General features: G+C 35.4%; 19 protein-coding genes. 17 read left to right on the forward strand and 2 right to left on the reverse strand.

The window, feature by feature from the left end; all coding sequences use genetic code 11:
• Positions 1-63 precede the first annotated feature (63 nt).
• The 5 genes from CS063_RS11720 (at position 64) to CS063_RS11740 (ending at position 5,897) form a co-directional block, all read left to right on the forward strand.
• Positions 64-1,116 carry a D-alanine--D-alanine ligase family protein gene (locus CS063_RS11720; protein WP_099449891.1) on the forward strand — a complete coding sequence of 351 codons (1,053 nt, stop codon included), beginning with the start codon at positions 64-66 and terminating at the stop codon, positions 1,114-1,116.
• A gap of 86 nt (positions 1,117-1,202) precedes the next feature.
• Positions 1,203-1,604, forward strand: a complete 402-nt coding sequence (locus CS063_RS11725; RefSeq protein ID WP_180270774.1) for a DUF1934 domain-containing protein — start codon at positions 1,203-1,205, stop codon at positions 1,602-1,604.
• A gap of 20 nt (positions 1,605-1,624) precedes the next feature.
• Positions 1,625-2,497: a UTP--glucose-1-phosphate uridylyltransferase GalU gene (gene galU, locus CS063_RS11730; RefSeq protein WP_099449893.1), complete on the forward strand. Its 873-nt coding sequence runs from the start codon at positions 1,625-1,627 to the stop codon at positions 2,495-2,497.
• A gap of 155 nt (positions 2,498-2,652) precedes the next feature.
• On the forward strand, positions 2,653-4,395 hold the full coding sequence (locus tag CS063_RS11735) for a hypothetical protein (protein WP_099449894.1): 1,743 nt from the start codon (positions 2,653-2,655) through the stop codon (positions 4,393-4,395).
• Positions 4,396-4,406: 11 nt separating this feature from the next.
• Positions 4,407-5,897 (forward strand): S-layer homology domain-containing protein, encoded by a 1,491-nt coding sequence (locus CS063_RS11740; protein WP_099449895.1) that lies wholly within the window; start codon positions 4,407-4,409, stop codon positions 5,895-5,897.
• A 234-nt stretch (positions 5,898-6,131) separates the two neighbouring features.
• Here the strand turns inward: CS063_RS11740 and CS063_RS11745 are convergent, their stop codons facing one another.
• Positions 6,132-7,970, reverse strand: coding sequence for a polysaccharide deacetylase family protein (locus tag CS063_RS11745; protein ID WP_180270775.1), 1,839 nt, complete (start codon positions 7,968-7,970; stop codon positions 6,132-6,134).
• Between the two features lie 25 nt (positions 7,971-7,995).
• Positions 7,996-9,168: a polysaccharide deacetylase family protein gene (locus tag CS063_RS11750; RefSeq protein WP_099449897.1), complete on the reverse strand. Its 1,173-nt coding sequence runs from the start codon at positions 9,166-9,168 to the stop codon at positions 7,996-7,998.
• A 456-nt stretch (positions 9,169-9,624) separates the two neighbouring features.
• Here CS063_RS11750 and CS063_RS11755 point away from each other — a divergent pair, with 456 nt between their 5' ends.
• The 12 genes from CS063_RS11755 (at position 9,625) to CS063_RS11810 (ending at position 25,958) form a co-directional block, all read left to right on the forward strand.
• A complete protein-coding gene (locus CS063_RS11755; RefSeq protein WP_099449898.1) occupies positions 9,625-11,790 on the forward strand; it encodes a copper amine oxidase N-terminal domain-containing protein in 2,166 nt (721 codons plus the stop codon).
• A gap of 342 nt (positions 11,791-12,132) precedes the next feature.
• The gene (locus CS063_RS11760) at positions 12,133-14,337 is read left to right on the forward strand and encodes a stalk domain-containing protein (protein WP_099449899.1); all 2,205 of its coding nucleotides are present in this window, start codon (positions 12,133-12,135) and stop codon (positions 14,335-14,337) included.
• Between the two features lie 346 nt (positions 14,338-14,683).
• On the forward strand, positions 14,684-16,933 hold the full coding sequence (locus CS063_RS11765) for a copper amine oxidase N-terminal domain-containing protein (protein WP_099449900.1): 2,250 nt from the start codon (positions 14,684-14,686) through the stop codon (positions 16,931-16,933).
• A 125-nt stretch (positions 16,934-17,058) separates the two neighbouring features.
• Positions 17,059-18,924 (forward strand): O-antigen ligase family protein, encoded by a 1,866-nt coding sequence (locus tag CS063_RS11770; protein WP_099449901.1) that lies wholly within the window; start codon positions 17,059-17,061, stop codon positions 18,922-18,924.
• A gap of 11 nt (positions 18,925-18,935) precedes the next feature.
• Positions 18,936-20,066: a DegT/DnrJ/EryC1/StrS family aminotransferase gene (locus tag CS063_RS11775; RefSeq protein WP_099449902.1), complete on the forward strand. Its 1,131-nt coding sequence runs from the start codon at positions 18,936-18,938 to the stop codon at positions 20,064-20,066.
• A 20-nt stretch (positions 20,067-20,086) separates the two neighbouring features.
• Positions 20,087-20,689: a sugar transferase gene (locus tag CS063_RS11780; RefSeq protein WP_099449903.1), complete on the forward strand. Its 603-nt coding sequence runs from the start codon at positions 20,087-20,089 to the stop codon at positions 20,687-20,689.
• 4 nt (positions 20,690-20,693) lie between these two features.
• A complete protein-coding gene (locus tag CS063_RS11785) occupies positions 20,694-21,323 on the forward strand; it encodes an acetyltransferase (protein ID WP_099449904.1) in 630 nt (209 codons plus the stop codon).
• Positions 21,324-21,353: 30 nt separating this feature from the next.
• Positions 21,354-22,481 carry a glycosyltransferase family 4 protein gene (locus CS063_RS11790; RefSeq protein WP_099449905.1) on the forward strand — a complete coding sequence of 376 codons (1,128 nt, stop codon included), beginning with the start codon at positions 21,354-21,356 and terminating at the stop codon, positions 22,479-22,481.
• A gap of 15 nt (positions 22,482-22,496) precedes the next feature.
• Positions 22,497-23,498 carry a glycosyltransferase family 2 protein gene (locus CS063_RS11795; RefSeq protein WP_099449906.1) on the forward strand — a complete coding sequence of 334 codons (1,002 nt, stop codon included), beginning with the start codon at positions 22,497-22,499 and terminating at the stop codon, positions 23,496-23,498.
• Between the two features lie 13 nt (positions 23,499-23,511).
• On the forward strand, positions 23,512-24,267 hold the full coding sequence (locus CS063_RS11800; protein ID WP_099449907.1) for a glycosyltransferase family 32 protein: 756 nt from the start codon (positions 23,512-23,514) through the stop codon (positions 24,265-24,267).
• Between the two features lie 16 nt (positions 24,268-24,283).
• Positions 24,284-25,237, forward strand: coding sequence for a glycosyltransferase family 2 protein (locus tag CS063_RS11805; protein ID WP_099449908.1), 954 nt, complete (start codon positions 24,284-24,286; stop codon positions 25,235-25,237).
• Positions 25,203-25,958 carry a GT-D fold domain-containing glycosyltransferase gene (locus CS063_RS11810; RefSeq protein ID WP_099449909.1) on the forward strand — a complete coding sequence of 252 codons (756 nt, stop codon included), beginning with the start codon at positions 25,203-25,205 and terminating at the stop codon, positions 25,956-25,958. Before CS063_RS11805 ends, CS063_RS11810 begins: the two co-directional genes overlap by 35 nt.
• Positions 25,959-25,962 lie beyond the last annotated feature (4 nt).

The raw sequence follows: 25,962 nt of genomic DNA on the forward strand, positions 1-25,962 counted from the left end.
AGTAAGCGTAATGAAAGATAAATCATACAATATATGGATACACCTATAAATAGGAGGAACAGAATGAAACAAAATGTATTAGTGCTATTTGGGGGATGCTCATCAGAGCACGACATTTCACTTAAATCAGCAACAACCATTCTAACTAATATGGATGAAACCCGATATACCGTATATCCTGTAGGTATTACCAAAGAAGGAAAATGGTTATTATATACGGGAACAGATTATAATTTAGCAAGCAATGGTTGGCAAACAAATGGGATTCCTGCTATCCTTAGCCCAGATGCAACGCATAAATGTCTTTGGGTGGTGAAGGAAAACGGAGAAGCACCTGTGCGCATTGCTATTGACGTAGTATTCCCTGTTTTACATGGTAAAAATGGTGAAGATGGTACCATCCAGGGGCTTTGTGAATTAGCACAAATTCCTTTTGTAGGCTGCGGCTTAGTGGCTTCAGCAGTTTCTATGGATAAAGCCTTTACTAAAATTGTTGTAGAAGCGAAAGGTGTTCCTCAAGCAAAGTTTGTAATTGTAAAAGAAAAAGAAATGAAAGAAGTTGATAAGGTCCTTAGTAAGATTGAGGCAGCTTTTCCTTATCCTTATTTCATCAAGCCCGCCAATGCAGGGTCTTCCGTAGGTATTTCTAAAGCAAACAATAAGGCAGAGCTTATTACAGGGCTTTATGAGGCTCTAAAACACGATAAAAAAGTACTTGTAGAAGAAACCATCATTGGCAGGGAAGTAGAGACAGCTGTCCTTGGCAATGAGGAGGTAAAAGTATCTGGTGTAGGAGAGATTTTAGCAGCTGCAGAGTTTTATGATTTTGATGCAAAGTATAACAATGCAGATTCAAAAACAGTAGTTAATGCCGACCTACCTATTTCTATTAAAGAAAAGATTAGAGGCTATGCAAGAGAAGTATTTGATGCAGTAGAGGGTAAAGGCTTATCACGCATTGACTTCTTTGTAAAAGAAGATGGGGGTATTATCTTTAATGAGCTCAATACCCTTCCTGGTTTTACTTCTATTAGTATGTATCCCATGCTTTTTGAAGAGGAAGGAATACCTATTAAAGAGTTGGTGACAGAGCTCATTGAGTTAGCTTCTTTATAAAATAAATGAAAGAAACAAGGTTATTTGCGAGAAGCAGCGTAAGTAACCTTGTTATGCATAGGATCAGTCTATTTAAGGAGAAGAGCATGCAAGACGTTACAATAAAAGTTTTTGATAAGCAAATTTATGAAAGTCATAGTGATACCAATGAAACAAAGTTCAAGGGGCAACTCACTTATAAAGGCAGCAGTGTCTATATTACCTTTAAAGATACCCAAACAGGTGTGACGACCTTTATAAAAGCCAAAAAGGGGATTGTTTCTGTAAAAAGGATGGGGTCACTTCAAGGTAACTTAGAATTTAATAGGGAAATGCCTCATCGTACCCTTTATTTTACACCTTATGGAGAGATGGAGATTCAGATTATTACACATTCCTGTCAGGTTGAAGCAAAGGAAAAGGGGATTAAAATAGCCCTTGACTATCAAATTAGGATGCAAGGTAAAAAAATAAGTGATAATATATATATAATTGAGGCCAATCAATAAAAATAAAAGGGGGACATGTTATGAGAAGTATTAAGAAAGCGATTATCCCAGCAGCAGGCTTAGGCACACGCTTTTTGCCAGCCACTAAAGCTCAACCAAAGGAAATGCTACCTATTGTAGACAAGCCTACCATTCAATATATCGTAGAAGAGGCGGTAGCTTCAGGGATAGAAGATATTATTATCGTAACAGGAAGAACCAAAAAAGCTATTGAGGACCATTTTGATAAATCTGTGGAATTAGAAATGGAGCTTGAAAAAAAGCAAAGCAAAGAGCTTTTAGAGATTGCTAGAAATGTATCTCAAATTGCTAACATTTATTATATTAGACAAAAGGAGCCTAAAGGATTAGGACATGCTGTACTCACAGCTAAAACCTTTATAGGTGATGAGCCTTTTGCCGTTCTTTTGGGAGATGATGTCATTGATTCTGAGAAACCCGCTCTTAAACAAATGATAGAGGTTTATGAGAAGTACAATGCCTCTGTATTAGGTGTACAAACAGTAGAACGAAAAGATGTCAACAAATACGGTATTGTAGATGGAATCCAGTTAGAAGAACGTATTTATAAAGTGAACGATATGGTAGAAAAACCAAAGGTAGAAGTAGCACCTTCTAACGTAGCAGTACTAGGACGTTACATTATTACGCCAGAAATCTTTAGTTACCTTGAAAAGCAAGAGATAGGAGCAGGAGGGGAAATCCAGCTGACAGATGCGCTTAATAAGCTTGCCAAAGTGCAACCGATGTATGCCTATGATTTCATTGGCAATCGTTATGATGTAGGAAATAAAATGGGCTTTTTACAAGCAACAGTAGAGTTTGCTCTTAAGAGAGAAGAGCTCCAAGCGGAGTTTAAAGAATACCTTAAAAAAATAACTGCAACCTTTTAAACCTAATCTAAAAAGAAGGCTTTCTAAGGAGTCTTAACATTAAGTACTCCTTAGAAAGCCTTCTTTTTTTAGAAATACCTTTTAGCAGGCTAAATAGGTTGAGTAAACTAACCGATATGTTTAATAAGGCATGTTATATAAAGGAGGAAATAAGTGTGAGAAGATGGTGTAGAGTAGTGGGAATCATATGCCTTGCACTCAGTGTAGGGACAGGTGCACTAGCAAGTACAGCGACCTACCTAGATGGCGAGGAGTATAGTGATGCCTTAAATGATAGATTTATGGAAGAGTCGGGTTTGGTACTGGAAAATAATCCTCAATTAGGCTATATAACCTACCGTACAAAAGAGGGTTATACCCTTACTAGAAACTATTACAAGGAAGAGGTAACGGTAGAAAAGCAACCTTACTACGAAAGTGAGGACCGTATCGGGTATATAGATGAACTTTTTCCGAATTTTGAGTTTGACCCAAGAGATACAACGATTGAGCATATACAACCCGGAGATTATATTTATGTAAGGGTAAATAAAGAGAGTCTTATAACCTATGTAAGTGCCTTTAATGACTATATGATGCGCTATGGTAAGGTAACAAGTTTTACCTTTAACTCAGGCGATACGGCAACTATTTTAATAGAGGATGAAAAGGGCAGAAGCTATAGTTATCGTGTAGAGCTCTACACACCTGTTACAAAAGGTGGCAGGACCATTGCTTTAAGTGAGATCAAAGAGGGTGACTGGGTAAAGGCTTTAATTGCTCAGCGAATTATGGGTGAAGGAATCATTAATGAAACACTTCAAGAGTTAGTAGTAGATAATAACACACGTTACATATCCAATGTTTATAGAGGACAAGTAGCTTCTATCAATAGTACAAGGCAGCTACTGAATGTGCGTAATATGCAGGCACTTGGTAAATTAGGCTGGGGACCCTATCATACACTTTTTTCATTAACGATGAACCCTAAAAAGGTAGAGGCATACTATTTAGGTTCACCTGTCTCTGTAGACTATGTAAGCAAAAACTTAAGGAATGCAGGAGGTTATGTCTACGTTGCAGCCGAGCAGTATATGGGCAAAGAAAACGCCGTTAAATTAAACTTCCAAAGCAAGTTACAAACGGTGCTTCCAAAGACAATGGTTACGTATGCAGATCCTACATCTGTCCGCCTTCTTTCAGGGGAAAAGTTAGTCCTTGCTAAAGATTCGATGATTGTACGAGATAAACGTCTTATCGAACCACATAGTATTATGGTAGGAGATATGTTGCAAGCTGTCGTATCAGGTGAAAATCGTTTAATAGTGGGTAATATCACAACAGCTGTGGCAACAGGGGATTTACAGGTTTATAGAGGACGTATTAAACGCATCGCACAGCGGGAGGAATTTGAAGTGGAAACCTTCTCTATGTTAGAAGATAGTTTGTGGTATTTCTATCCTTCTCCACGTACCTTTACCATTGATTATGAAACGCAGTTCGTTGGAACAGAGGGAGGGAATGCAACAAGCATTGAAAGCTTCTTAGACTATGGAGAAAATACAGCGAAGGATGATGTATTTACAATTGTAGCTATCGGTGATAAAGCTTATCGTATTGTAGATATGCCTTATGTTAAAGAGTCACTTAAAGGTGAAGTATATGAAGTAGCAGAGGGAAGCATTAAGTTAAAGGATGTTTACTATTACCACCGTATGCAAAAAAGGTGGATGGAGTATAGTAGCAAAAACATAGGGGCAACCGTTACAGTTGCACCCAATAGTGTGATTATAAAAGCAGGTAAGGTGATGCCTGTTACGAGGCTTGAAAAGGGAGATAAAATAAGAGCCATGCTAGATACCAATCTTAAAACAGCGACAGAAGGCACCACAGCATACATTATAGTGGTGGAAGAATAGGGAGGGACATCATGAAAAAAATCATTACAGTAGGACTTGTACTTATGTTAGCCTTTACACCAGTTAGTGCGGCAGAAGGAGAGATGGGGTATTTTGGCGGTGTAAGTTCAGGTAAAAAAATGAGTACTTTGACGGCGCAGTCACAAGTTAAGAAAAATACAGTATCTAAATATACTCTTCCTTATAAGGAAGTAGTTTACTTATCTGGAAAGCCTGAGGTAGTAGAAGGAACCATTACGATTAACCCAGGAAAAGGTGTGGATAAAGACAAAGGTATAGGGGACTATACAGAAAGCTATATAGTGAGTGCACAAAATAAAGATAAGACAGCGAGTGTGTCACGTAGTGTGAGCTTTAAAACCCAGTATGTCTATGATGCCGAAAGGCGTCAAACGGTTAAAACCTCTACTATTTCCAAGTGGACAGAAAATGTATTAGCCAATGGACAGAGCTATCAGCTGAAAGCTGCAGACTCTACCTATAGTAAAAGTATACTTGAGCATTATGCGCCAGGAGTAACCTATTATAGAGGTGACATTGACTATACTGCTTCGTATACAGCAGGTGAAGACACCGTCACAGTAACGGTAGAAGGCCCTATTTATGGTTATGAACAAGCCTTTGCTAAAACAGAGACACAAAAACGTACCATTACGATTCAAAAAGGAGAGGATGGGGAAGGATATACCGTTTATGAGACCCCAACTATTACAGCCTATAAAGATATCACTTACGGTGCCAATGAACCAGATGCTATAAGCTTTGCTGGTAATTACAAAGAGCTTATCCGTAGTGAGGGTGTATTAAATTATGAGTTAGATAATCCACATCTTTATGAGGATGAAAGAATGGGAAGCTTAAGTGTTCAGAGTGCACCTATTATTGACCAGCTTTCTGTAAGAGATATTCCTTCTATGTTGGGGCATCCAGCGCGTACCGATGTAAGTAAGGCTTATAGCTTGAAGCTTTTTACAGAGGAACCAGACAATTTCTCACCTAACCAAGTTGTAACAAGGGAAGAATATATTACCATGCTAGTAAAGGCACTCCAAATGCCTTTACCAGAAATAGAAAAGAAAAGTAGTAAAAAGGTAGTAGAGCAGTCTCCTTTTACAGATGTGGATTTAGAAGACAGTTTTTATCCTTATGCCAAAGCAGCTTATGATGCAGGACTCATTGGAGGAGGTAGGGTAAATAGAGGGAGTTATCTAACAAGAGAAGCCATGTATGTCCTTAATATAAGGGCAATGGGACTTGAAAGACTAGGGATAGGAACAGCAGGGAATTATACCCCTTTTGTAGATGATAATGTCATTTCACCTTGGGCAAAAAATGCGATTTATGCAGCAAGTAAAATAGGTCTTATTACAGTAAATAATGGTTACATCTTCCCAACTAAAAAAGTGACCAAAGCAGAATGTGCCACCTTTTTAAATCAATTCCTCAATTATTTACGTTACGACCTCCAAAAAGATTACAATGAAAAAATGCTTCTAGGCTAATCCAGGCGAATCGGGCGGATATGGAATCCTAAACGAATCGGGCGGATATGGAATCCGCCCCTACGAGGGGGCATCCTGTAGGGGACGATTCCATATCGTCCCGTTTATTTAACGATTCCATATCATCCCGGTATTTCCAATTCCATATCGTCTCGTTTTTTCGATTTCATATCGTCCTGATTGGCACAAAATAAATAATGAATAAAAAAGACGGTTCATCATGAACCGTCTTTTTTATTGGGTTGCACTAGCTAAAGTCTGAAGGAGTTTCTCGGGGGTCATAGAATGAGGCACATTGATACGCTTGATATCTTCGCGGTTGATCGCTAGCGCTACTTGGGTATCCGTTGTTTGGAAAGCAACTCCCATTTGAGTAAGCAGTTTTTGCATTTCCTGAGTATGCCTAAACTCAGGATAAGAGATAGCTACAACGTCACGTGCGCCGAGATGCTTCTCAATCACCCCACGTGCACGGGAAACCTGATAATAGACATCCTTTAAAGGGAGCAGGGTAAAAGGGGTATGGTCATAACCATGAATTTGGATATCAATAAGGCCACTTTCCTCCATTTGTTTAGCTTGTTCCCAAGTAAAGTGTAGGTTACCTGTATCGATACCTACGATGCCGGGTGGTACGAAAAAGGTAGCAGGTACTTGATACTTCTGAAGTACGGGAAAGGCTAGTGTGTAATTATCTAAATAACCATCATCTGCTGTAAGGATAATAGGTTTTTCGGGTAGTCCAGCTTCTCCTTTTAGATACAAATCTAAATCTTTAAAGGTAATAAAGGTATATCCATTATCTAAAAGAGCCTTTAGTTGTTCCTCAAAGCGCTCGATACCAACCGTGATAAAAGGATTATTAGGCTCCTTAGCTTCTGAAAATACATGATACATTAAAACAGGTACAACGGCTTTGGTATAAGTCGATTTTTGTTCTAATGCATAAGAGGGGGTCATGCGAGGTGCTTTAGGAGAAGGTGCATTTCCGCTTAATAAAACATCCTGAGTAGTAGACTCTAATAAGTTTCCAGCCTTATCAAAAGCCTTTACTTCAAGGCGTCCCACTCCATTATAAAGCTCCTCGGGATTGAAGCTAAAGAGGAAAGGAGCAGTAAAGGAATGGGATACAATTTCCCCATTTAAACTATACTGGATGCAGTGTATGGAAGCAGGCTTCTCCTCTTTTACTTGAACTAAAAGCTTGCTATTTTTATCAAGAGTTCTATATTCGGTAAGAGGCTGATAGGCTTTAGGTAAATCAGCTTCTTTATGTAGATTAAGGGCTTGAAGTGAAGTAGGATAGCTTTTATCAATCCAAGGTTCCGCTAACAGCTGTGTATAGAATTTCGAATAAGGTTTATCTGCCTTTAGATTTTCGGAATCATAAAAGATTGTTTGGATACAAGGGTAATCTAAAGCAATGTTATAATAAAAAGCATTTAAAGCAACGACTCCCTCACTTGTTTTTGAACCATAGTAACTGGCGATATCCTCCCTAATAAGGAGGGGTTTGACCTGGGCAAATGTTTCATAAATACTATCCAAAAGAGGTTGATCCTCATAAGTGGTATAACTAAGGCCGATTCCCCATATTTCAGGAAGGTCATACAGAGATACAGTATCGAAAGCTTGAGGATAAGCCACTAGATAAATATTATCAGCAGAGGCTCTTTTGGTTAAAGTATGGAAGGTTTTTATAAAGGTTATGTAGGTATCAGTTTCAAGTGGCTCTTCAGGTACTAAAGAAATAACGATCTCATTTTCCCACGTTTTAAAGGTAGTAAAAGCATTTTGCCAGGCAGTAGTAGAAGGAGGCGTTTTACCAATAGGAAGTACAATATGTACAGGTTCCTTGGTCGAAGGCTTTTCTAAAAGCTGATGGATATTATTTTTAAATACCTTAGGAGTAGTAAGGACACTACGAACTGGGGCATTTGGATCAAGCACCATTAATTCTAAGGATGAGGGTACTAAATCTTTAGCCCAAGTGTAAGGAGCTAAAAGACAAAGCAGTAATAAGGTTATACAAAGTTTTTGATAAAATTTCTTAAAAGCTGTAATAAAAAGCATCATATCCTCCTTAATGTATAGGTGTCTACTGAGTTAATCGTTCAATGTTAGCTATAAGCTGGTCAGGGGTCATATAGTTAGGTACAATGATTCGTTTAATATCCTCTCTCTTAAAGGGAATTCCTACTACACCTGTATTCGTTGTCTGAAAATCAATCTTCATTTGAGACAGAAGAGCTTGAGTTTCTGGCAAATAGCGAAATTCAGGGTAGGAAACGACGACAACGTCCCTTTGACCTAATTTTTGTTCAATTACGCCTAATGCCCTAGAAACTTGATAGCGTACATCTTCTAAGCTCAGCTTATTAAAAGGCGTATGGTCATAGCCGTGAATTTGGATATCAATAAGGCCACTTTGCTCCATCTCTAAAGCTTGCTCCCAATTGAAACGAGGTAAACCATTATTTTTTGTAATAGAAGCAGGGGGTAAGAAAAAAGTAGCTGGCACATTATACTTTTGAAGTACAGGATAAGCTAATGTGTAATTATTAAGATAGCCATCATCAGCTGTAATAAGAAATGGCTTTGCGGGGAGACCAGCTTTTCTTTCCAGATACTGATTTAAATCATAAAAGCTAATAGGTGTATAGCCAGCATCTAATAAGCGAGCTAACTGTTCTTCAAAATGTTTAATATCTACAGCAATATATTCTTGAGAAGGTTTAACTTCTTCACTAAAAACATGATATAAGAGAACTGGGATGTAATGACTTCTATAAATAGGTTTCTGCCAGAGTGGGTAAGAAGTAGATAGACGCTCACTACGTAATAAAGGCTCATCTGCTTTTAAAGAGATATCCATTTGTTTAGACCAAATCTTAGTATCACAGGCATCATAAGCTATGATTTCTAAACGACCTAGGCCATTATAGAGCTCTACATCCTCTAAAGTAGCTGTATAAGGCGCTGTCATAGCAGCTTTAAGTCGCTTACCGTTTAGTTTGTACTGAAAGTAATAAACTTTGTCTTGTGCAATCTGTGTGAGTACAGCTTTAAGTTGAGACTGAGCAGTTAAAAGAGTACCCGCACCAAGTTCTTCTGTATCAGAATCAAATCGAATTTCTTTATCCAAATAAGATGCAGGCATTGCAGAGTCTTGCATCTTAGAAGAAACAGTATTAGCTAATAAAGTAGAGTTTACACTTAAACAAAGTGTAATTGACAAAATAAAACTTATTTTTTTCAAATGATTATGCATTATGTCTTCTCACTCCTCTCAATCATTTGTTTTTAATTTCATTATAGTCAATTTAAGGGAGCGTCACAAGAAAAAATGAGAAATATTGCCTTTAAATTATTACAAAAGTGTTAAATATTATTAAGTAATAAATGGAAAAGTTGACATAAGTATAAAAATAAAAACACCTATTTCCAAGGTTTATCTCCTAAAATAGTTAAAAAGTACATTAAAGTATAAAAAATAAAAATATGTATAAATTGTAAATTCCAATAAATGGGTGTTGAAAAACGCAGAATAACAAGCTATAATCAACCTATCAAGCATGCCACATGTTGATACGCGGAAAACAAATGTGGTGGATTACATACATATTACATATATTACAAAACTATTAAATAAGATAACATAATCCAATAACCGCATTTTAGTTCTTCGCACAAAAAATGACAACTTATTTTAAGGAGGACTTACATAATGAAATTACGTCAAAAATTAGCAGCTGTACTTGCAGCAACTATGGTGGTAACAGCTGTTCCAGCAATGGCAGCATCAACCAATTCACTGACACATGGTATTGTTGTAGACCAAAAAGGTGAGACCATCACAGGTGCAGGACTTAAAATTGAAATGAAAGATAATGTAGACACAACAGGTTCTATGTTCTTTGTAAACTTAGAAAATGCTGAGTGGGCTATAACAGGTACACAAACAACTAAAGTAGGCGATTTATCAATTGAGTATAAAACAAATAGCAAAAAAGAATTACAAGTAACCATCAAAGCAGATGGGAATGCAACAGCAAAAGAAAACTTCACACTTCCACTTAATGCTAAATTAACAGGTGGTGAAGCAACTGTATCTATCGATGGTAACGGTTCAGTAATCTCTGATATGGCACCAGTAGTATTCGCTAAAACAAGTGATGCAAAAGCAAATGTAACTGTTGGTGAAGTTAAAAATATTTATAAAGATGGTGTGATTGCAGACATCATTATTGAAGAAGGCTTAGTAGGTTCTATGGATCCAGCAAATGGAGACAATGGTTCAGTAAAGGTAAGTCTTGATAACACAGATTATGAATTCGTTAACTTATCTTCAAGTAATATTGAATTATCAAAAGGTTTCTCTAACTTAAATGCATCTTTTGACAAAACAACTGGAGATGAGGTAACTCTTACATTAGATGGCAAATCTACACAAGCTCCAGGTAGAATTACACTTAAAAACGTAAGAATTAAACTTAAATCTTCTAAAACTCCAGTTATTGGTGATCAAATCGCTGTAACTGTAGAAGGAGAAAAAGTAACAACAACTACAGTGAAAGTAGCAGAAGTAAAAGGCTTTGGTAACACAATCTCTATGAAAGATGACAAAGTAGTTGAGGCTGTAGCAGGTACTCAAAAAGCCATTACTTTCTCAATCAAAGAAAATGTAGATGATAGTATTTTAGAAAACAGAGAAATTGAAGTTAAATTAGATAAAGGTTACCTTTCTAAAACAAATGCTGCTTCTCAAAGTCTTACAGTATCAGCTGAATTAAATGGTACTTCAGAAACAATCAATGTAACACCAATCACAAACAAAGATGGTTACATCACTGGTTTCTCTTTCAAAGCACCAGCTTCTTTAAGCTCAACTAAAGTGGATGAAATCACATTTAAAGACCTTAAAGTATTTGTTCCATTAAACGAAGAAGGTGACATTACTCTTACAACAACTGGCCGTGCTTTAGCAGAAGAAGCAAGCACAGTAGCACTTAGTGTAAAAGCTCCAGTAGAAGTTGAGTCAGAAGCTCTTACACTTAAAGTAGGTCTTAAAGATCAAAAAGGTGGTAAAATCACTATTAAAGAAACAGATAAAGCGATGCTTAAAGCAAATCAACTTATTGTTGAGCTTCCAGCTGAACAAGGCATGACATTCTCTAAAACGAAACCAGTTATTAAAGTAGTGGAAGGAGACCTTCAAATTGGTGATTACGAAGTAGATGGTAACCAAGTAATTATCAATGTAAAACGTGCTTCTAAAACAGCTTCAACTATTGAAATTTCTGATTTTGTAGTATCTACAGACCGTACATTACCACAAGGAAGCTATGATGTAGCTGTAAAAGGTAGTGCACTTGTTAAAACAGCAGATACTATTCTTGACGAAGAAGTAACAGTAGGTAAAGTAAACGAAGAAGAAAACAGCTTCAAAGTAGAAGACTTCATTGTTATCGGAACAGCTAATACAGAAGACCTTGGTTCTAATGGACTTAAAAAAGGTACTGCAGTATTCAAGATTGGTGAAAAATCTTATACTATGAACGGTGTAAAACAAGAGATGGATGCAGCAGCCTATATCTCTAACGGACGTACAATGATTCCTGTAAGATACATTGCAAATGCACTTGGTATCAATAACACAGATATCTTCTTTGCAAACAATACTGTAACAATCATTGCAGGTAATAAAACTATTTCAATGGAAATTGGAAGCAAAATCGTTAAATTAAACGGTGTAGCAGTACGCACAATGGAAACAGCTCCAGTCATTACTGGTGATAGAACTTACGTACCTGTTTCAGAAATCGGTGCAATCCTTGGCGTAGAAGCTACATGGGATGGCGAAGCTAAAACAGCTACTTTTGAAAATAAATAATCAATAAGTGTATATAACAAATAGTAAAAAGATGTCCTTAAAGGTGCTTGGCCTTTAAGGACATCTTTTTGTGATTATTGTAAACATATATTTTATTTTGATTAAAATAAAAAAGTAAACATAATTTATAATAAAATATTTTTTTTATAAATAAAAAATAAAATATATATTCATAATACACAAATGATTTACAAGGAAATTACAAATGTTTGGTTTATATTGCATAAATAACTTGTACCGAATATAATAAATGATAAATGGTGTAATTTACATAAATTTGGAATAATATTTATGGGGGCTACATCGATTAAAAATTACTAGATATTAGAGGAGGAAGACGATATGAAATTACGTCAAAAATTAGCAGCCGTTCTTGCAGCTACTATGGTAGCAACAGCTATGCCAGTAATGGCAAAATCTGATTTTGCATTAACAAACGGTATCACAATCGCAAAAAAAGATGAGACAATTAACAATGGTAAATTAAGAATTACAATGAAAGATGCTGTAACAACTTCAGCCATGTTCTTTGTAAACTTAGAAAATGCAGAATGGAATGTACCAACTACATCAACTAATGCAACATCAACATCAGGTACAGCATTAACAAATGTAACTGTACAATATAAGAAAAATAACAAAAATGAAGTTGAAGTAACTGTAACAAAACCAGTTGGTGGAACAGGTATGGAAGAGTTTGTTATCCCATTAGATGTTAAATTAACAGGTGGAGATGCAACAGTAGCAGTAGATGGTAACGGAACAGTTATCTCTGATATGGCTCCAGTTGTATTTGCTAAAACTACAGATTCAAAAGCAGCTGTAACAGCAGCAGATTCTAAAAATATTTATAAAACAGGTGTTGTAGCTGATGTAACTATCGAAGAAACAATCGCTGGTTCAATCGGAACAAACACAATCACAGTTAGCCTTGATAACACAGACTATGAGTTTGTAGGCTTAACAGCTGGTAACCTTAAATTCTCTAAAGGTTTCTCAAGCTTCACAACTTCAAACGTAACTTTAAAACAAGATGGTGCTACTGTAACATCTGTTACTGATGATGAATTCACATTCACATTAAGTGGTGCTGCTCAAAATGCTCCAGGTCGTGTAGTGATTGAAGGTGCTAAAGTTAGATTAAAATCTGGTAAAACTGTAAACCCAGGTGATGAAATCGCTGTAACTGTTGAAGGTGAAGGTGTAACAACAACTACAGTTAAAGTTGCAGAAGCTAAAGAGCTTGGTAGCTCATTAGAAATGAAAGACAAAAAAGTAGTAGATATGGTTGCTGGTAAAGATCAAAAAATCACATTTACACTTAAAGAAAATGTAGATGACAGTATCCTTGATAACAGAACAATCGAAGTAAGACTTAACCAAGGTTTCTTAGCGAACACAGAAGTAACAGGTTCTAACCTTACATCTGGTACAGCAGTTAATGCAATCAAAAACGCTATCAAAGTGAACGATGGCACAGCAGGTGCAGACGTTACAGCATTCACACTTGTTACAGATAAAGATGATCGTGTAATTGGTTTTGATTTTGCAGTAGCAGCTGGTGAATTAGAAGCTGACAAAAACGACGAAATCAAATTTGAAGATGTTAAAGTGTACATGCCAGTTGACAAAACAGGTGATGTAGTGATTTCTGCTGAAGGCCGCGCATTAGGACAAACTGTAGAAGTAACAGCTCTTAATGTAACAGCTCCAGTTGAAGTAACAAGTGAAGAATTTACACTTAAAGTTGGTCTTAAAGATCAAAAAGGTGGAAAACTTGTTATCACAGAAACAGACAAAGGAAGATTAAAACAAGGTGAAAATCTTGTTATCGCTATTGATAAAAAAGATGATGGTTTTGTTTTCACAGGTAAACCAGTTGTTAAAGTAACAGAAGGTGACCTTAAACTTGACCTTGATAAGATGGACTATACAGACGGAACAATCATCATTCCAGTATCTCGTGCATCAAAAACAGCTTCAACAATCACCATTACAGAAATGCCAATCAAAGTTGACCGTACAGTTCCAGAAGGTAAATACGATCTTAAACTTACTGGCGCTGCAGTTCAACCAGGATGCATCTTTGGTTCAGTTAAAGTAGAAGATTTCATCAATGTAGGAACACCAAATACTCAAGACCTTTCAGCTAATGGTTTAAGAAAAGGTAAAACAAGCTTCGTAATCGGCTCAAACAAATACCTTGTAAACGGTATAGAGTTAGAAATGGATGCAGCAGCATACCTTGATCCAGCTGGACGTACAATGGTTCCATTAAGATTTGTTGCAAATGCTCTTGGTATTGATGATAAAGAAATTTACTTTGCAAGCAATACAGCAACAATCGTAGCTGGTAGCAAAACAATTTCTTTAGAAATCGGAAGCAAAACAGCTAAATTAAATGGTGTAGCAGTACGTACTATGGACGTAGCTCCAGTTCTTAAAAATGAAAGAACATATGTACCAGTAGGTGAAATCGCATCTCTTCTTGGTGTAGATGCTAAATGGGATGGCGAAACACAAACTGCAACATTTATCAATGAATAATTAAAGTAATACATGTATAGAAAAAGCTATAGCCCTCAAGGGCTATAGCCTTTTTCTATACTAGGATATAATTAAATATTACAAATTAAATACAAAATTAATACAAGATAAAGTTTAACTTGTGATTAAATGAATAAAAATATATAATCAGAATATAAAAATATTAATTTAGATTATATTAATACAGAAAAAAATATAACATAGCTAATATTCAGCTTATAATATTACAATAAAATTACAGATTGAATATTAGATTGACTTAAAAAAATATAGAATATATAATCTAAATTGATAAAAAGAACTTTTCAAATTCTTTTAACAAAATTAAGAAGGGGGACGTGAAATAATGAAACTACGTCAAAAAGTCGCTATGTTATTAGCTGCAGCTATGGTAGTAACAGCTGTACCAGCAATGACAATGGCAAAATCAGATTTCGCTTTAACAAACGGGATTATAGTCAAAGAAAAGGATAAGACTATTGACCAAAATGCTAATCTTAAAATTACTCTTAAAGATGCTTTAACAGCAAGTCCAACAACATCAAGTATTTTCTTCGTTAATCTTGCAAATGCAAAATGGGAAGATACAGGAAAGACTGAAACAACTATAGCTACAGGGGTAACAATTAAGAAAAATAATGATACTGAATTACAAGTAAATGTTAAGACTAATTTAGCAAAGGAAGCTGAAATATTTGTTCCGCTAAATGGAGTAAAAGTAACAGGCGGAGATGCAACAATAGCTGTAGATGGTAATGGAACAGTTATCTCTGATATGGCTCCAGTTGTATTTGCAAAAACTAGTGATAAAAAAGCAACTGTAAGTTTTGGTGATGCTAAAAATATTTACAAAAATGGTACAGTAGCAGATATTACTATTGAAGAACCTCTTAAAGGTACTATGGGAACATCACAATGGGTTGTTCTTGAATTAGACAACACAGATTATATGTTTGTTCTTGATACTTTAACAGCAGGTTCTACATCAAATGGTGACTTTAATTATGAATTATCTAAAGGTTTCTCAGCAGGTGCAACTGTTAGCAATGCTTCTTATGTAAGAGTTGATGGCGAAGATGACCAAAGCAGTATTATCTTCCAATTAACAATGGCTGGAAATTCTGCATCAGCTCCAGGTAGAATTAAAATTAAAGATTTACCAATCAAATTAAAAGCTTCTAGAAACTTCGTTGAAGATGACACAATTAACTTAACAGTTAAAAGTGGAAATAGTGACGATAAAGTAAGCGAAACAACAGGTAAAGTTGCTGTAGCTAAAAAATTAAGCTGTTCAATTGAAATGAAAGATAAGAAAACAGTAGATATCGTTGCTGGTAAAAATGAAAAAGTTAAATTTACTGTATTAGAAAACGTAAATGATAGTATGCTTGATAGAATGATGGAAGTAAGAATTGACAATGCTTTCTTCGCAGATGGCAAAGTTAAAGGTAATAAAGTAACTGATCAAACAATGAAAGTTACAACAAAATTTGCTACCGATACAGATTATACAGCAGCAAGCGCAGGTGGTTACACAGGTCTTTCTGACTTTACATGGGTAAAAAATAAAGATGATGAAGTTATCGGTTTTGACTTTACTGTTCCAAGCGGTGTAAGACAAGCGGATATCGACAAAATTGATTTTTCTGATGTAAAAGTATATGTACCAGTTGACAAAAAAGGTGATGTAAAAATCACAGTTAATGGACGCGCAATTGGTGATGAAATCTCTACAGTAGCAGTTAATGCTGTTGTTCCTTTTGAATTATCTAATGATCAACTTACAGTAAAAGTTGGTATTAAAGAACAAGTTGGTGGTAAACTTGTAATTAAAGAAACTGATAAAGCAAGATTTGATCAAAACAATCCACTTGAAATCACATTTGACAAACAAGATGATGGTTTCTCATTCTCTGGTAAACCTACTGTAAAAGTAGTTGAAGGTGACCTTAAATTAGATATGGATAATATCAAAGATGCAGGTGACAAAATTACTATTCCAGTATTACGTAAATCTACAGTAGCATCTACAGTAGAAATTACAGATTTCAAGATTAAAGTTGACCGTACAGTACCACAAGGTAAATATGATCTTAAATTAAATGGTAAAGCAATTGAGCCAGGTTGTGCAATGGGTAGCTTAACAGTTAAAGATTTCCTTAACGTAGCAACTGCTAACACAGAAGATCTTTCTACAAACAATGGCTTAAGAAAAGGTACAGCTGCTTTCGTAATCGGTAGCGATAAGTTCCTTGTTAATGGTATCGAAAAAACTATGGATGCAAAAGCATACTTAGATCCAGCTGGACGTACAATGGTTCCATTAAGATTTGTTGCTAATGCTCTTGGTATTGAAGATACAAGTATCTACTATGCTCAAAAAACTGCAACAATCGTAGCTGGTTCAAAAACAATCAGTGTAGCACTTGGCGACAAAGTTGCTAAAATCAATGGTGTAGCAGCAAAAGTTATGGACGTAGCTCCAACAATGGTAAATGATAGAGTTTATGTTCCAGTTGGAGAACTTGCTAACCTTCTTTCTGTAAAAGCAGAATGGAATGGTGAAACTCAAACAGCTACATTTACAGTAGAATAATTAGACATTGTCTAAGTTAAAAGCTATGAGAGGATACTCTCATAGCTTTTTTAATGTCTAAAAGTATGTTAAACTATAAAATATAAATAAAATCGAAATATAAGATAGAGAAGGGTGTAATAAAGGTGGAAAACATAAAAGGAAATACGCAGGAGAAGAATGAACAAAGAGTAAATAGGCTACTGATGCTTCCAATTCTATTCATGATAGGTCTTGTACCTTTGGTTGTAAGGCTAAAGGAGTTAGTGTTAGATGGCCTATTAGAAGAAACCTTTAGTCAAAGTGTAATGAATGATTTTTATTCTCAATACAAAGCAACAGTCATAATCGCTCTGGTCATAGGGATGATTATACTTTTGTTTTTATGTTATAACAAGACATGGTTAAAAAAAGATACCAAAATAAAAATTTACCTTATAAGTAGTAGTCTATTGATCCTTATGACAGGCTTAGCTACCTTGCTATCACCCTATAAGCAAGTCGCTTTATGGGGAGCACCTGACAGAGCAGAAGGGATGATTATGTTCCTTTGTTATATGACAATGATGTGGTATAGCATTTATAGCTTCAATGACCCTAAACTTTATAAGTTAATAGTTAGGAGCGCAAGTTTTGTAACGATAGTGATGACTTTCATAGGCTTTACCCAGTACATAGGTAGAGATGTTTTGATTAGTGATTTAGGACTTAAGCTCATTGTGCCAGAAAGCTTAAAGGAAATACGAGAAACTATTACCGTAAGCTTTGAAAAAGCAAGGATTACAGGTACTTTATATAATCCTAACTATGTAGGAAGCTTTGCAGTAGTACTCATACCTCTTTTTGCAGTAGTCATTCCACAAGAAAAACGTTTATTTAAGAAAGTCTTTTTAGGTGTGATGATTGTCTGCAATCTTTTTTTACTCTTAGGAAGTGGTTCAAGAGCAGGTATGGTAGGCTTAGGTGTTAGTTTATTGGTAGTAATCTTATTATTAGCTAAAAAAATACTCAAGAAGCTAAAAAGATTGAGTCAAAATAAAAAATTAGCAGTAGGAATAGTAGCAACTATTTTAATAGTAGTGACTACAACTCTTTTCATAACAAAAGATATAGCATTAGGAAAACTTAAAAGCTTGGTAAGTGAAGGCGTAGCCTTATTGACACCAGTGAGTAAGGATTATGATTATAAGGATAACTTACCTATTAGGGATATGCGTGTACAAGAGGGCAAGCTAACCCTTGTGACACAAGAGCATGAGCTGAATTTGGAGGTTCAAAAGGAAGGGATTGTATTTACAACAGAGACAGGTGAAAAAGTAGATTATTATTTAGTAGACGACATGTACCTTACAGAAGACAGCCGCTTTTCGCCTATTAAGTTTTCCTTATTTTACCGTACAGACACACCTAATGTAGTAGGTGCCATAGGTGTTATAGAAAATGAGAAGGCACGGTTTTTGTACCACTTAGGTGGAGAAGCAGGCTTTACTCTTGTTCATCCTTATGATCAAAGAGCGATTGAAATAGTGGATGCAGAGAGTATAGGCTTTAGAGGAAAGGAGCTATTAGGTTCTTCAAGGGGCTATATTTGGTCACGTACGCTTCCTTTATTAAAAGAAACTTGGCTTATTGGCAAAGGACCAGATACCTATGCCATGGTTTTTCCGCAGAATGATTACTGGGGAAAATATTATGCGCTTAGTGATATTTATACTGTGGTGGATAAACCGCACAATCTTTATTTGCAAATAGCTGTTAATCAAGGAATAATTGCACTTTTAAGTTTCTTAGTGATGGTTCTTGTCTACATAGTCGATAGCTTTAAACTCTATGGTTTGAAAAAACATTATGGAGTGGATGAGCTCATAGGTTTAGGGATGCTGTTATCTGTCATAGGGTATTTAGCAGCAGGCATATTTAATGACTCATCCGTATCGGTAGCACCTCTGTTTTGGGTACTATTAGGCATAGGGATTGCAAGCAACTATAGAGTAGCAAAGAAAAGAGATTAGGAGTCTTATAAATGGGAAAAAAGAGAATTTATCTATCATCTCCCCATATGAGTGAGGAAGGATATGAAAAGCATTACATAAAAGAAGCCTTTGACACCAATTGGATTGCACCCTTAGGTGAGAATGTAGATGCATTTGAAAAGGAGTTAGTAGCTAAGATAAACAAGGAGCCAGATGAACCACTGTATGCAGCCGCTTTATCATCTGGAACAGCGGCTATCCACCTTGCCCTTAAAGCAGTAGGAGTAGGGGAAGGAGATATTGTGTTATGTCAAGACCTTACCTTTTCAGCTACAGTGAATCCTGTTATTTATCAAAATGCAACTCCTGTATTTATTGATAGTGATCATGCAACCTGGAATATGGATCCAGCACTATTAAGGAAGGCTTTAGGAAAATATAAAGACCGTGTAAAGGCAGTGATGGTGGTTCATTTATATGGTATAGCAGCAGATATGGACCCTATTATAAAGCTCTGTCAGGCATACAATGTGCCACTTATCGAGGATGCAGCTGAAAGTTTAGGAACGACTTACAAGGGAAGACATACAGGAACCTTTGGACAGTATGGCATCTATTCCTTTAATGGTAATAAGATTATTACTACCTCTGGTGGAGGCATACTAGTAGCCAGGGACAAAGAAAAAATAAGTAAAGCACGCTTTTGGGCAACCCAGTCTAGAGATGCTGCCAGGCATTACGAACATAGCGAACTGGGCTTTAACTATCGGATGAGTAATGTATTAGCAGGCATTGGCAGAGGACAGCTTAAGGTGCTGGAAGAGCGCATTCAAAAGAAAAGGTATATTTATAAATACTACAAGAGGGAGCTTGAAAATTTAGAGGGACTTAGTATGATGCCTATGCCAAGCTTCCAAGAGAGTAATTGCTGGCTCAGCTGCATTACCTTAAAAGGTAAGGTAAGACCCATTGATATTATTGTAGCACTAGAAAAAGAGAATATCGAAAGTAGACCACTTTGGAAACCTATGCATCAGCAACCTTTCTTTGAAAAGTATGATTTTATAGGGGAAGGTATAAGTAAGATTTTATTTGAAACGGGCTTATGTTTGCCAAGTGATACTAAAATGACAGATGAGGAGCTTGATAAGGTTATCGCTGTTATTAAAGGCTTATTTTAATGAGTAAAGTGGGTGAGAACATGTACATGAGGTGGAAGCGTATAGCGGATTTTATAGGGGCTATGCTGTTAATTTTTATAACGTTTCCTGTTATGCTAATGGTCGCTTTAGTGATCAAACTAGAAGATCCGAAAGGACCTATCCTATTTAAACAAAAAAGACCTGGTAAAAATGAAGTTATTTTTACGATATACAAGTTTAGAACAATGAAGATAGCTACCCATGATACGGAAGGCAATCCTTTATCAGATATGGAGCGTATGATGAAGGTAGGTAAGATTATTAGGAAATTAAGTTTAGATGAGCTCCCTCAATTTTTCAATGTCCTAAAAGGCGAAATGAGTTTTATCGGCCCACGTCCCCTTCTTGTGCAATATTTACCTTACTATAGTGAAGAGCAACGCAAAAGGCATCATGTCAGACCGGGCATAAGTGGCTGGGCACAGGTGAATGGGCGCAATAGCCTGAGCTGGGAAGAAAAATTTCAATTAGATATATGGTATGTGGAGCATATGAGTCTTAGCTTAGATGTGAAAATTATTTTGAAAACACTAAAAAATGTCTTTATGAGTAAAGACATTAACAACTCACAAAAGCATACAATGACATACTTTGGGGAGTGATGGGATGAGACGTTTATTGATAGTTGGAGCAGGAGGACATGGTAAAGTTGTTTTAGAAATGGCTCAGGCTATGGGAGGCTATGATGCCATTTGCTTTATAGATGATCAACTGGTAGGAGAGAAGGTGCTAGGGCATCAGGTTGTAGGTAAAATAGCTGATTGTAAAGAACTTCAACAAAGCTTTCAAGAAGCTATAGTAGCTATAGGTGATAATGCACTTCGATTAGAGTTAACGAAAAAGTTATTGGTAATGGGGTATAAAATGCCTCCTATCATTCATCCTAAAGCTATTATTAGTAGGTCTGCTCAAATAGGTGAAGGCACAGTAGTTATGCCTCTTGCGGTAGTTAATGCTGAGGTCACTATCAATCAAGCAGTTATAGTTAATACAGGGGTAATAGTGGAGCATGATTGCAGGGTCGAAGCAGGGGTACATCTCTCACCACGTTCTAGCCTAGGAGGAACAGTTTATATAGGAGAAAAAAGCTGGATAGGTATGGGGGCAAGTGTCATTCATACTATTCATATAGGAAGCAATGTGATAGTGGGAGCAGGTGCTGTGGTAATTAGAAATATAAAAGATGGAGTAAAAGTAGTAGGAGTACCTGCTAAAGAAATAGTAGATAAAGGTTAAAGTAAACATGAGTTGAAAGGTGGATGCAAGGTGGAAAAAAATAAGAAAGTATTATTCGTAGCAGGAGTAGATATACATATCAAGTATTTCCATCTTCCTTATCTACACTATTTTAAAGAACAAGGGTATGAAGTACATGTAGCTACCAATAGCTCTGCAGCTCTGCCTTATTGTGATAGAAAGCATGGAATCAGTATGGCAAGGAGTCCTTTTAAAGCTTGCAATATACACGGATATAAAGAGTTAAAGAAACTTATAGAGAGAGAAAACTTTGAGCTTATTCATTGTCATATGCCTATGGCAGCTTTTTTAACACGGCTAGCAGCTAAAAGAAACCGTAAAACTGGAACAAAGGTTATTTATACGGCTCATGGGTTTCATTTCTTTAAAGGGGCTCCTCTTCTTAACTGGCTTATCTATTATCCTATTGAAAAAGTATTAGCTCATTATACGGATTGCTTAATCACCATTAATGAAGAGGATTTTTTTAGAGCAAGGAAACATAGATTTGCAGCTAAACAGATTGAAAAGGTGAATGGTGTGGGAATTGATTTAAAACGTTTCAAAGCTGTTTCAGTAGAAGAAAAACAAGATTTGCGAAAAAGGTATGGATATGAAAAAGAAGATTTTATCCTTATGTATGTAGCTGAAATAAGAAAGCAAAAGGGGCAGCAGGAGCTGATTGAATGTATCCCAAGGCTTAAGGAATATATACCTCATCTCAAATTACTCTTAGTAGGTGGAGATGGTAGAAACGGTTATTGCCAAAAGCTTTGCAAAGAATTACAGGTAGAAGAGCAAATAGATTTCTTAGGTTTAAGAAATGACATCCCCCAGCTTTTAAGCATAGCAGATCTTTATGTAGCTCCTAGTCAAAGAGAAGGCTTACCTGTTAATGTCATGGAAGCAATAGCAAGTGGTCTACCTATCTGTGCCACAAAAATAAGAGGACATGTGGATTTAATTCAAGACGAGGTGAATGGGAAACTATTTGAAAAAGGAAACAAGGAAGAACTGATTTCAATTATTTGTGAGATTTATGCTAAAAAAACAAAGGTAGCAAGTTGGATACAGCAAGAATTAATAGATGTGAAAAGATACGAAATAGATAATGTGAAACAAGCTCTAGTAAAAATATATGAAGCATATATCAAGTAAATAAAGGAGAGTGCCATGCCTAAAATAAGTATTATTATACCTGTTTACAATGTAGAAAAATATCTTAAGCAATGTATAGAAAGTGTACTTAATCAGAGTTTTAAAGAGATAGAGATTTTATTGGTTAATGATGGTTCTACAGATAAAAGTGGCGATATATGTGATGAGTATGCAAGAAAAGATAATAGGATTAAGGTTATTCATAAAATAAATGGTGGACTTTCAGACGCTAGAAATGTTGGAACATTAGCGGCTACGGGAGAGTATCTTATGTATTTGGATTCAGACGATTTTTGGATAGAAGGATGTCTAGAAGATATACAGGATATTCTACTTAGGAATCCACAGGTAGAAGTAGTACTTTGTAAATTTGCTAAGTACTATAAAAAAGATAGGATTATAATTAAACCTGCTTTATATGATGAAACTAGAATTTTGGGAAGAAGTAAAGAAGAGGTTTTGAATTACCTATTTGAAACAGAGCAGTATGAACCTTCTGCAAGTTTGAAGGTACTCAATAGAGAGTTTATAATTAAGAATAATTTATTATTCCAAGTAGGACTCCTAAGTGAGGATATTGAGTGGAATCTACGTATGATGTTAGCAGCTCACTCTTTTGCATCCTATAACAAAGCATTTTATATGTATAGACAAAATAGAGTAGGCTCTATAAGTAATACCGGAAGTATAAAACATATTGCAAACCTAGTAGCCATTTGCAGTCTTTATAAAAAAGCAGCTGAAGGAGTAGGAGATGAGCAACTAAAAATAAATTTACTAGATTATAGTGCATTCCAGATGAGTATTGCATTACTAAAGTTTAGCACATTAAATAAAGAGCAAAGAGCTAAAATAGAAAAAGATATTAATCAGGCTAAGCACTATCTATCCTATGCTATAAGAGGAAAACAAAAAAAAATACATCTTATTTATAAAATAATAGGTAGAAAAATAGTTCTCTTATTTAAAGGCTATTACATAGTAAACAAATATTTATATGACATAGGTATTTCGTGAAAGGAGAAGTAATGTGGAAACTCAAAAAATACCTAAAATTATACATTACTGTTGGTTTGGGAAAAAAGAATTACCTAGCTTAGAAAAAGTAATGTTAAAGACATGGAAAGAAAAGTTACCAGATTATGAACTTATAAAATGGGATGAAGAAAGATTTGATATAAAGAGTCAGAAATATGTTAAAGAAGCATATGAAAAGGGAAAATATGCATTTGTAAGTGACTATGTCCGATTATATGCATTGTATCAATATGGAGGGATCTATATGGATACAGATGTAGAAGTATTAAAAGATTTGAGCCCATTATTAGAAAATGATGGATTTATAGGGTTTGAAAGTATTAAATATATAGGGACTTCTCTAATAGCAGCAAAACCTAACAATCAACTTATAAAGGCATTACTAGAAAGTTATAAGGATAAAACCTTTATAAAGGACGATGGAACCTTAAATATAACAACAAACGTGCAATATATAACAAGTTATTTACAATCCGAGGGGATTATACTTAATAATCACTACCAGAAGATAGAACACTTTAGTATTTATCCAAAAGATTTTTTCTCCCCTAAAAGCCTTGTTACAGGTAAAATAAAGTGTACTTCTAATACTTATACAATACATCATTTTTCGGCGTCATGGATGGATTCAAAGGATAAGCTTAAAATAAAAATTTCTCCTGTATTAAACATCTTAAGAAAAGTATTAATAGCTATTATAGGAGAAGATAATTTTAATAAAATTAGATTAAAAATTAAATTTATATAAATTAAAGAGGGTATTTATGGATAAGTATAAAATAACTGTTTTTACTCCTACATATAACAGGCAACGTTTTTTGAAGAGACTATATGAGTCCTTATGTACTCAGACATATAGTGATTTTGAGTGGCTAATAGTTGATGATGGTTCTACTGATAGTACAGAGGAATATATAAAGAAGCTAATAAAGAGTTGTGACAAGTTTACTATTAACTATATAAAACAACCTAATGGGGGAAAGCATCGGGCAATTAATAAAGGTATACACATGGCTAAGGGTGAACTTTTTTTAATCGTAGACTCAGATGATTACTTAACTAATCAAGCACTAGAAAAAGTGGTGTATTGGGAAAATACATTAAAAAACGAAAAAGTAAAATTCAGTGGTATAAGTGGTCTTAGAGTTAAAGAGACGGGTGAGCTTATAGGAACAACGTTTAATGGTATGTACAAAGATACTACTTATATAGAACGAACAAAATATGGCATTACAGGGGACAAATCGGAAGTTTTTTATACAGAGGTAATGAGAAAATATCCTTTTCCTGAATTTGAAGGAGAAAAATTTCTAACAGAAGCAGTAGTATGGAATCGAATGGCCGTAGATGGGTATTTAATGAGATGGACCAATGAACCCTTCTATATATGTGAATATAGAGAAGATGGTTTGACACATCAAGGGCAGGAAAAAAATAAGAATAACTTTGAGGGATTTACTCTTTGGTGCAAGGAATGGTTAGAATATACAAATTCTTGGATTTTAAAGTGTAAAATTATAGGACTTTATACATGGACAGGACGAAACAAAGGAATGAGCTATAAAGCATTAGAAGATAAGTTACAGGTTAATAGAATCTTACAGATAGGACTTTATATGATGACACATCTCTACAAGGGGATCCAATATATTAAAAGTTGTTTGAATAAGTTGAGGAGGAAAAATGAACATACTTTTGAGAATGCAAATTTGGATTAAAGTTATAATGAGTTTTTTGCTTTCTATGAGGGGGTGCCAAAAGGCAAAATTTTATACCTGCAAAGAAACGGTAGAGTATATAGTAGATAAAAAAGTATCTTTAATACGATTTGGAGATGGGGAATTTAATATCATGAGAGGAGAATCTATTTCTTATCAAGGATATTCCAAAGCACTAGGAGCAGGATTAAAAGCTCTTGTGAGAGACTTTAAAGAAAAACAAACTCCCTATTTAGTGTGTATGCCAGCTTATTTCCTTTCCGTTAAGGGAATGAAATTATTAAAAAAAAGAGTATACATTGCCTGTTGGTCGAGGGCCAGAAGGATGTTTAATAAGGATTATGATTATGATGTAACCTATGGAGACTCCTTTTTATTTAGCCAAGGTAATGAGGCAATATATAGTGACATATGGAAAAATGAGAACCAGGTAGTATTTGTGCATCATGATGAGCTTTATGCTAAGAAATTTTTTGATAGATATAACATAAGGTATAAATTTGTGAAGGTGCCTTCTGTAGATGCTTTTACTCACAAAGAGAGCATAGTTAGAAATATTGAGAAATCAATAGAGAATTTATCTAATAAAAAAACATGTATTTTAATATCTGCTGGCCCATGTGCAAAACTATTAGTTAAAGAGTTAGCAGAAAAAGGATACTGGGCTATAGATACTGGACATTGCTGGGATGCTCCACTTCATAGCATACCAAGTAAATAGAATA

It is taken from the genome of Sporanaerobium hydrogeniformans, assembly GCF_002735925.1.
GTDB lineage: Bacteria > Bacillota > Clostridia > Lachnospirales > Cellulosilyticaceae > Sporanaerobium > Sporanaerobium hydrogeniformans.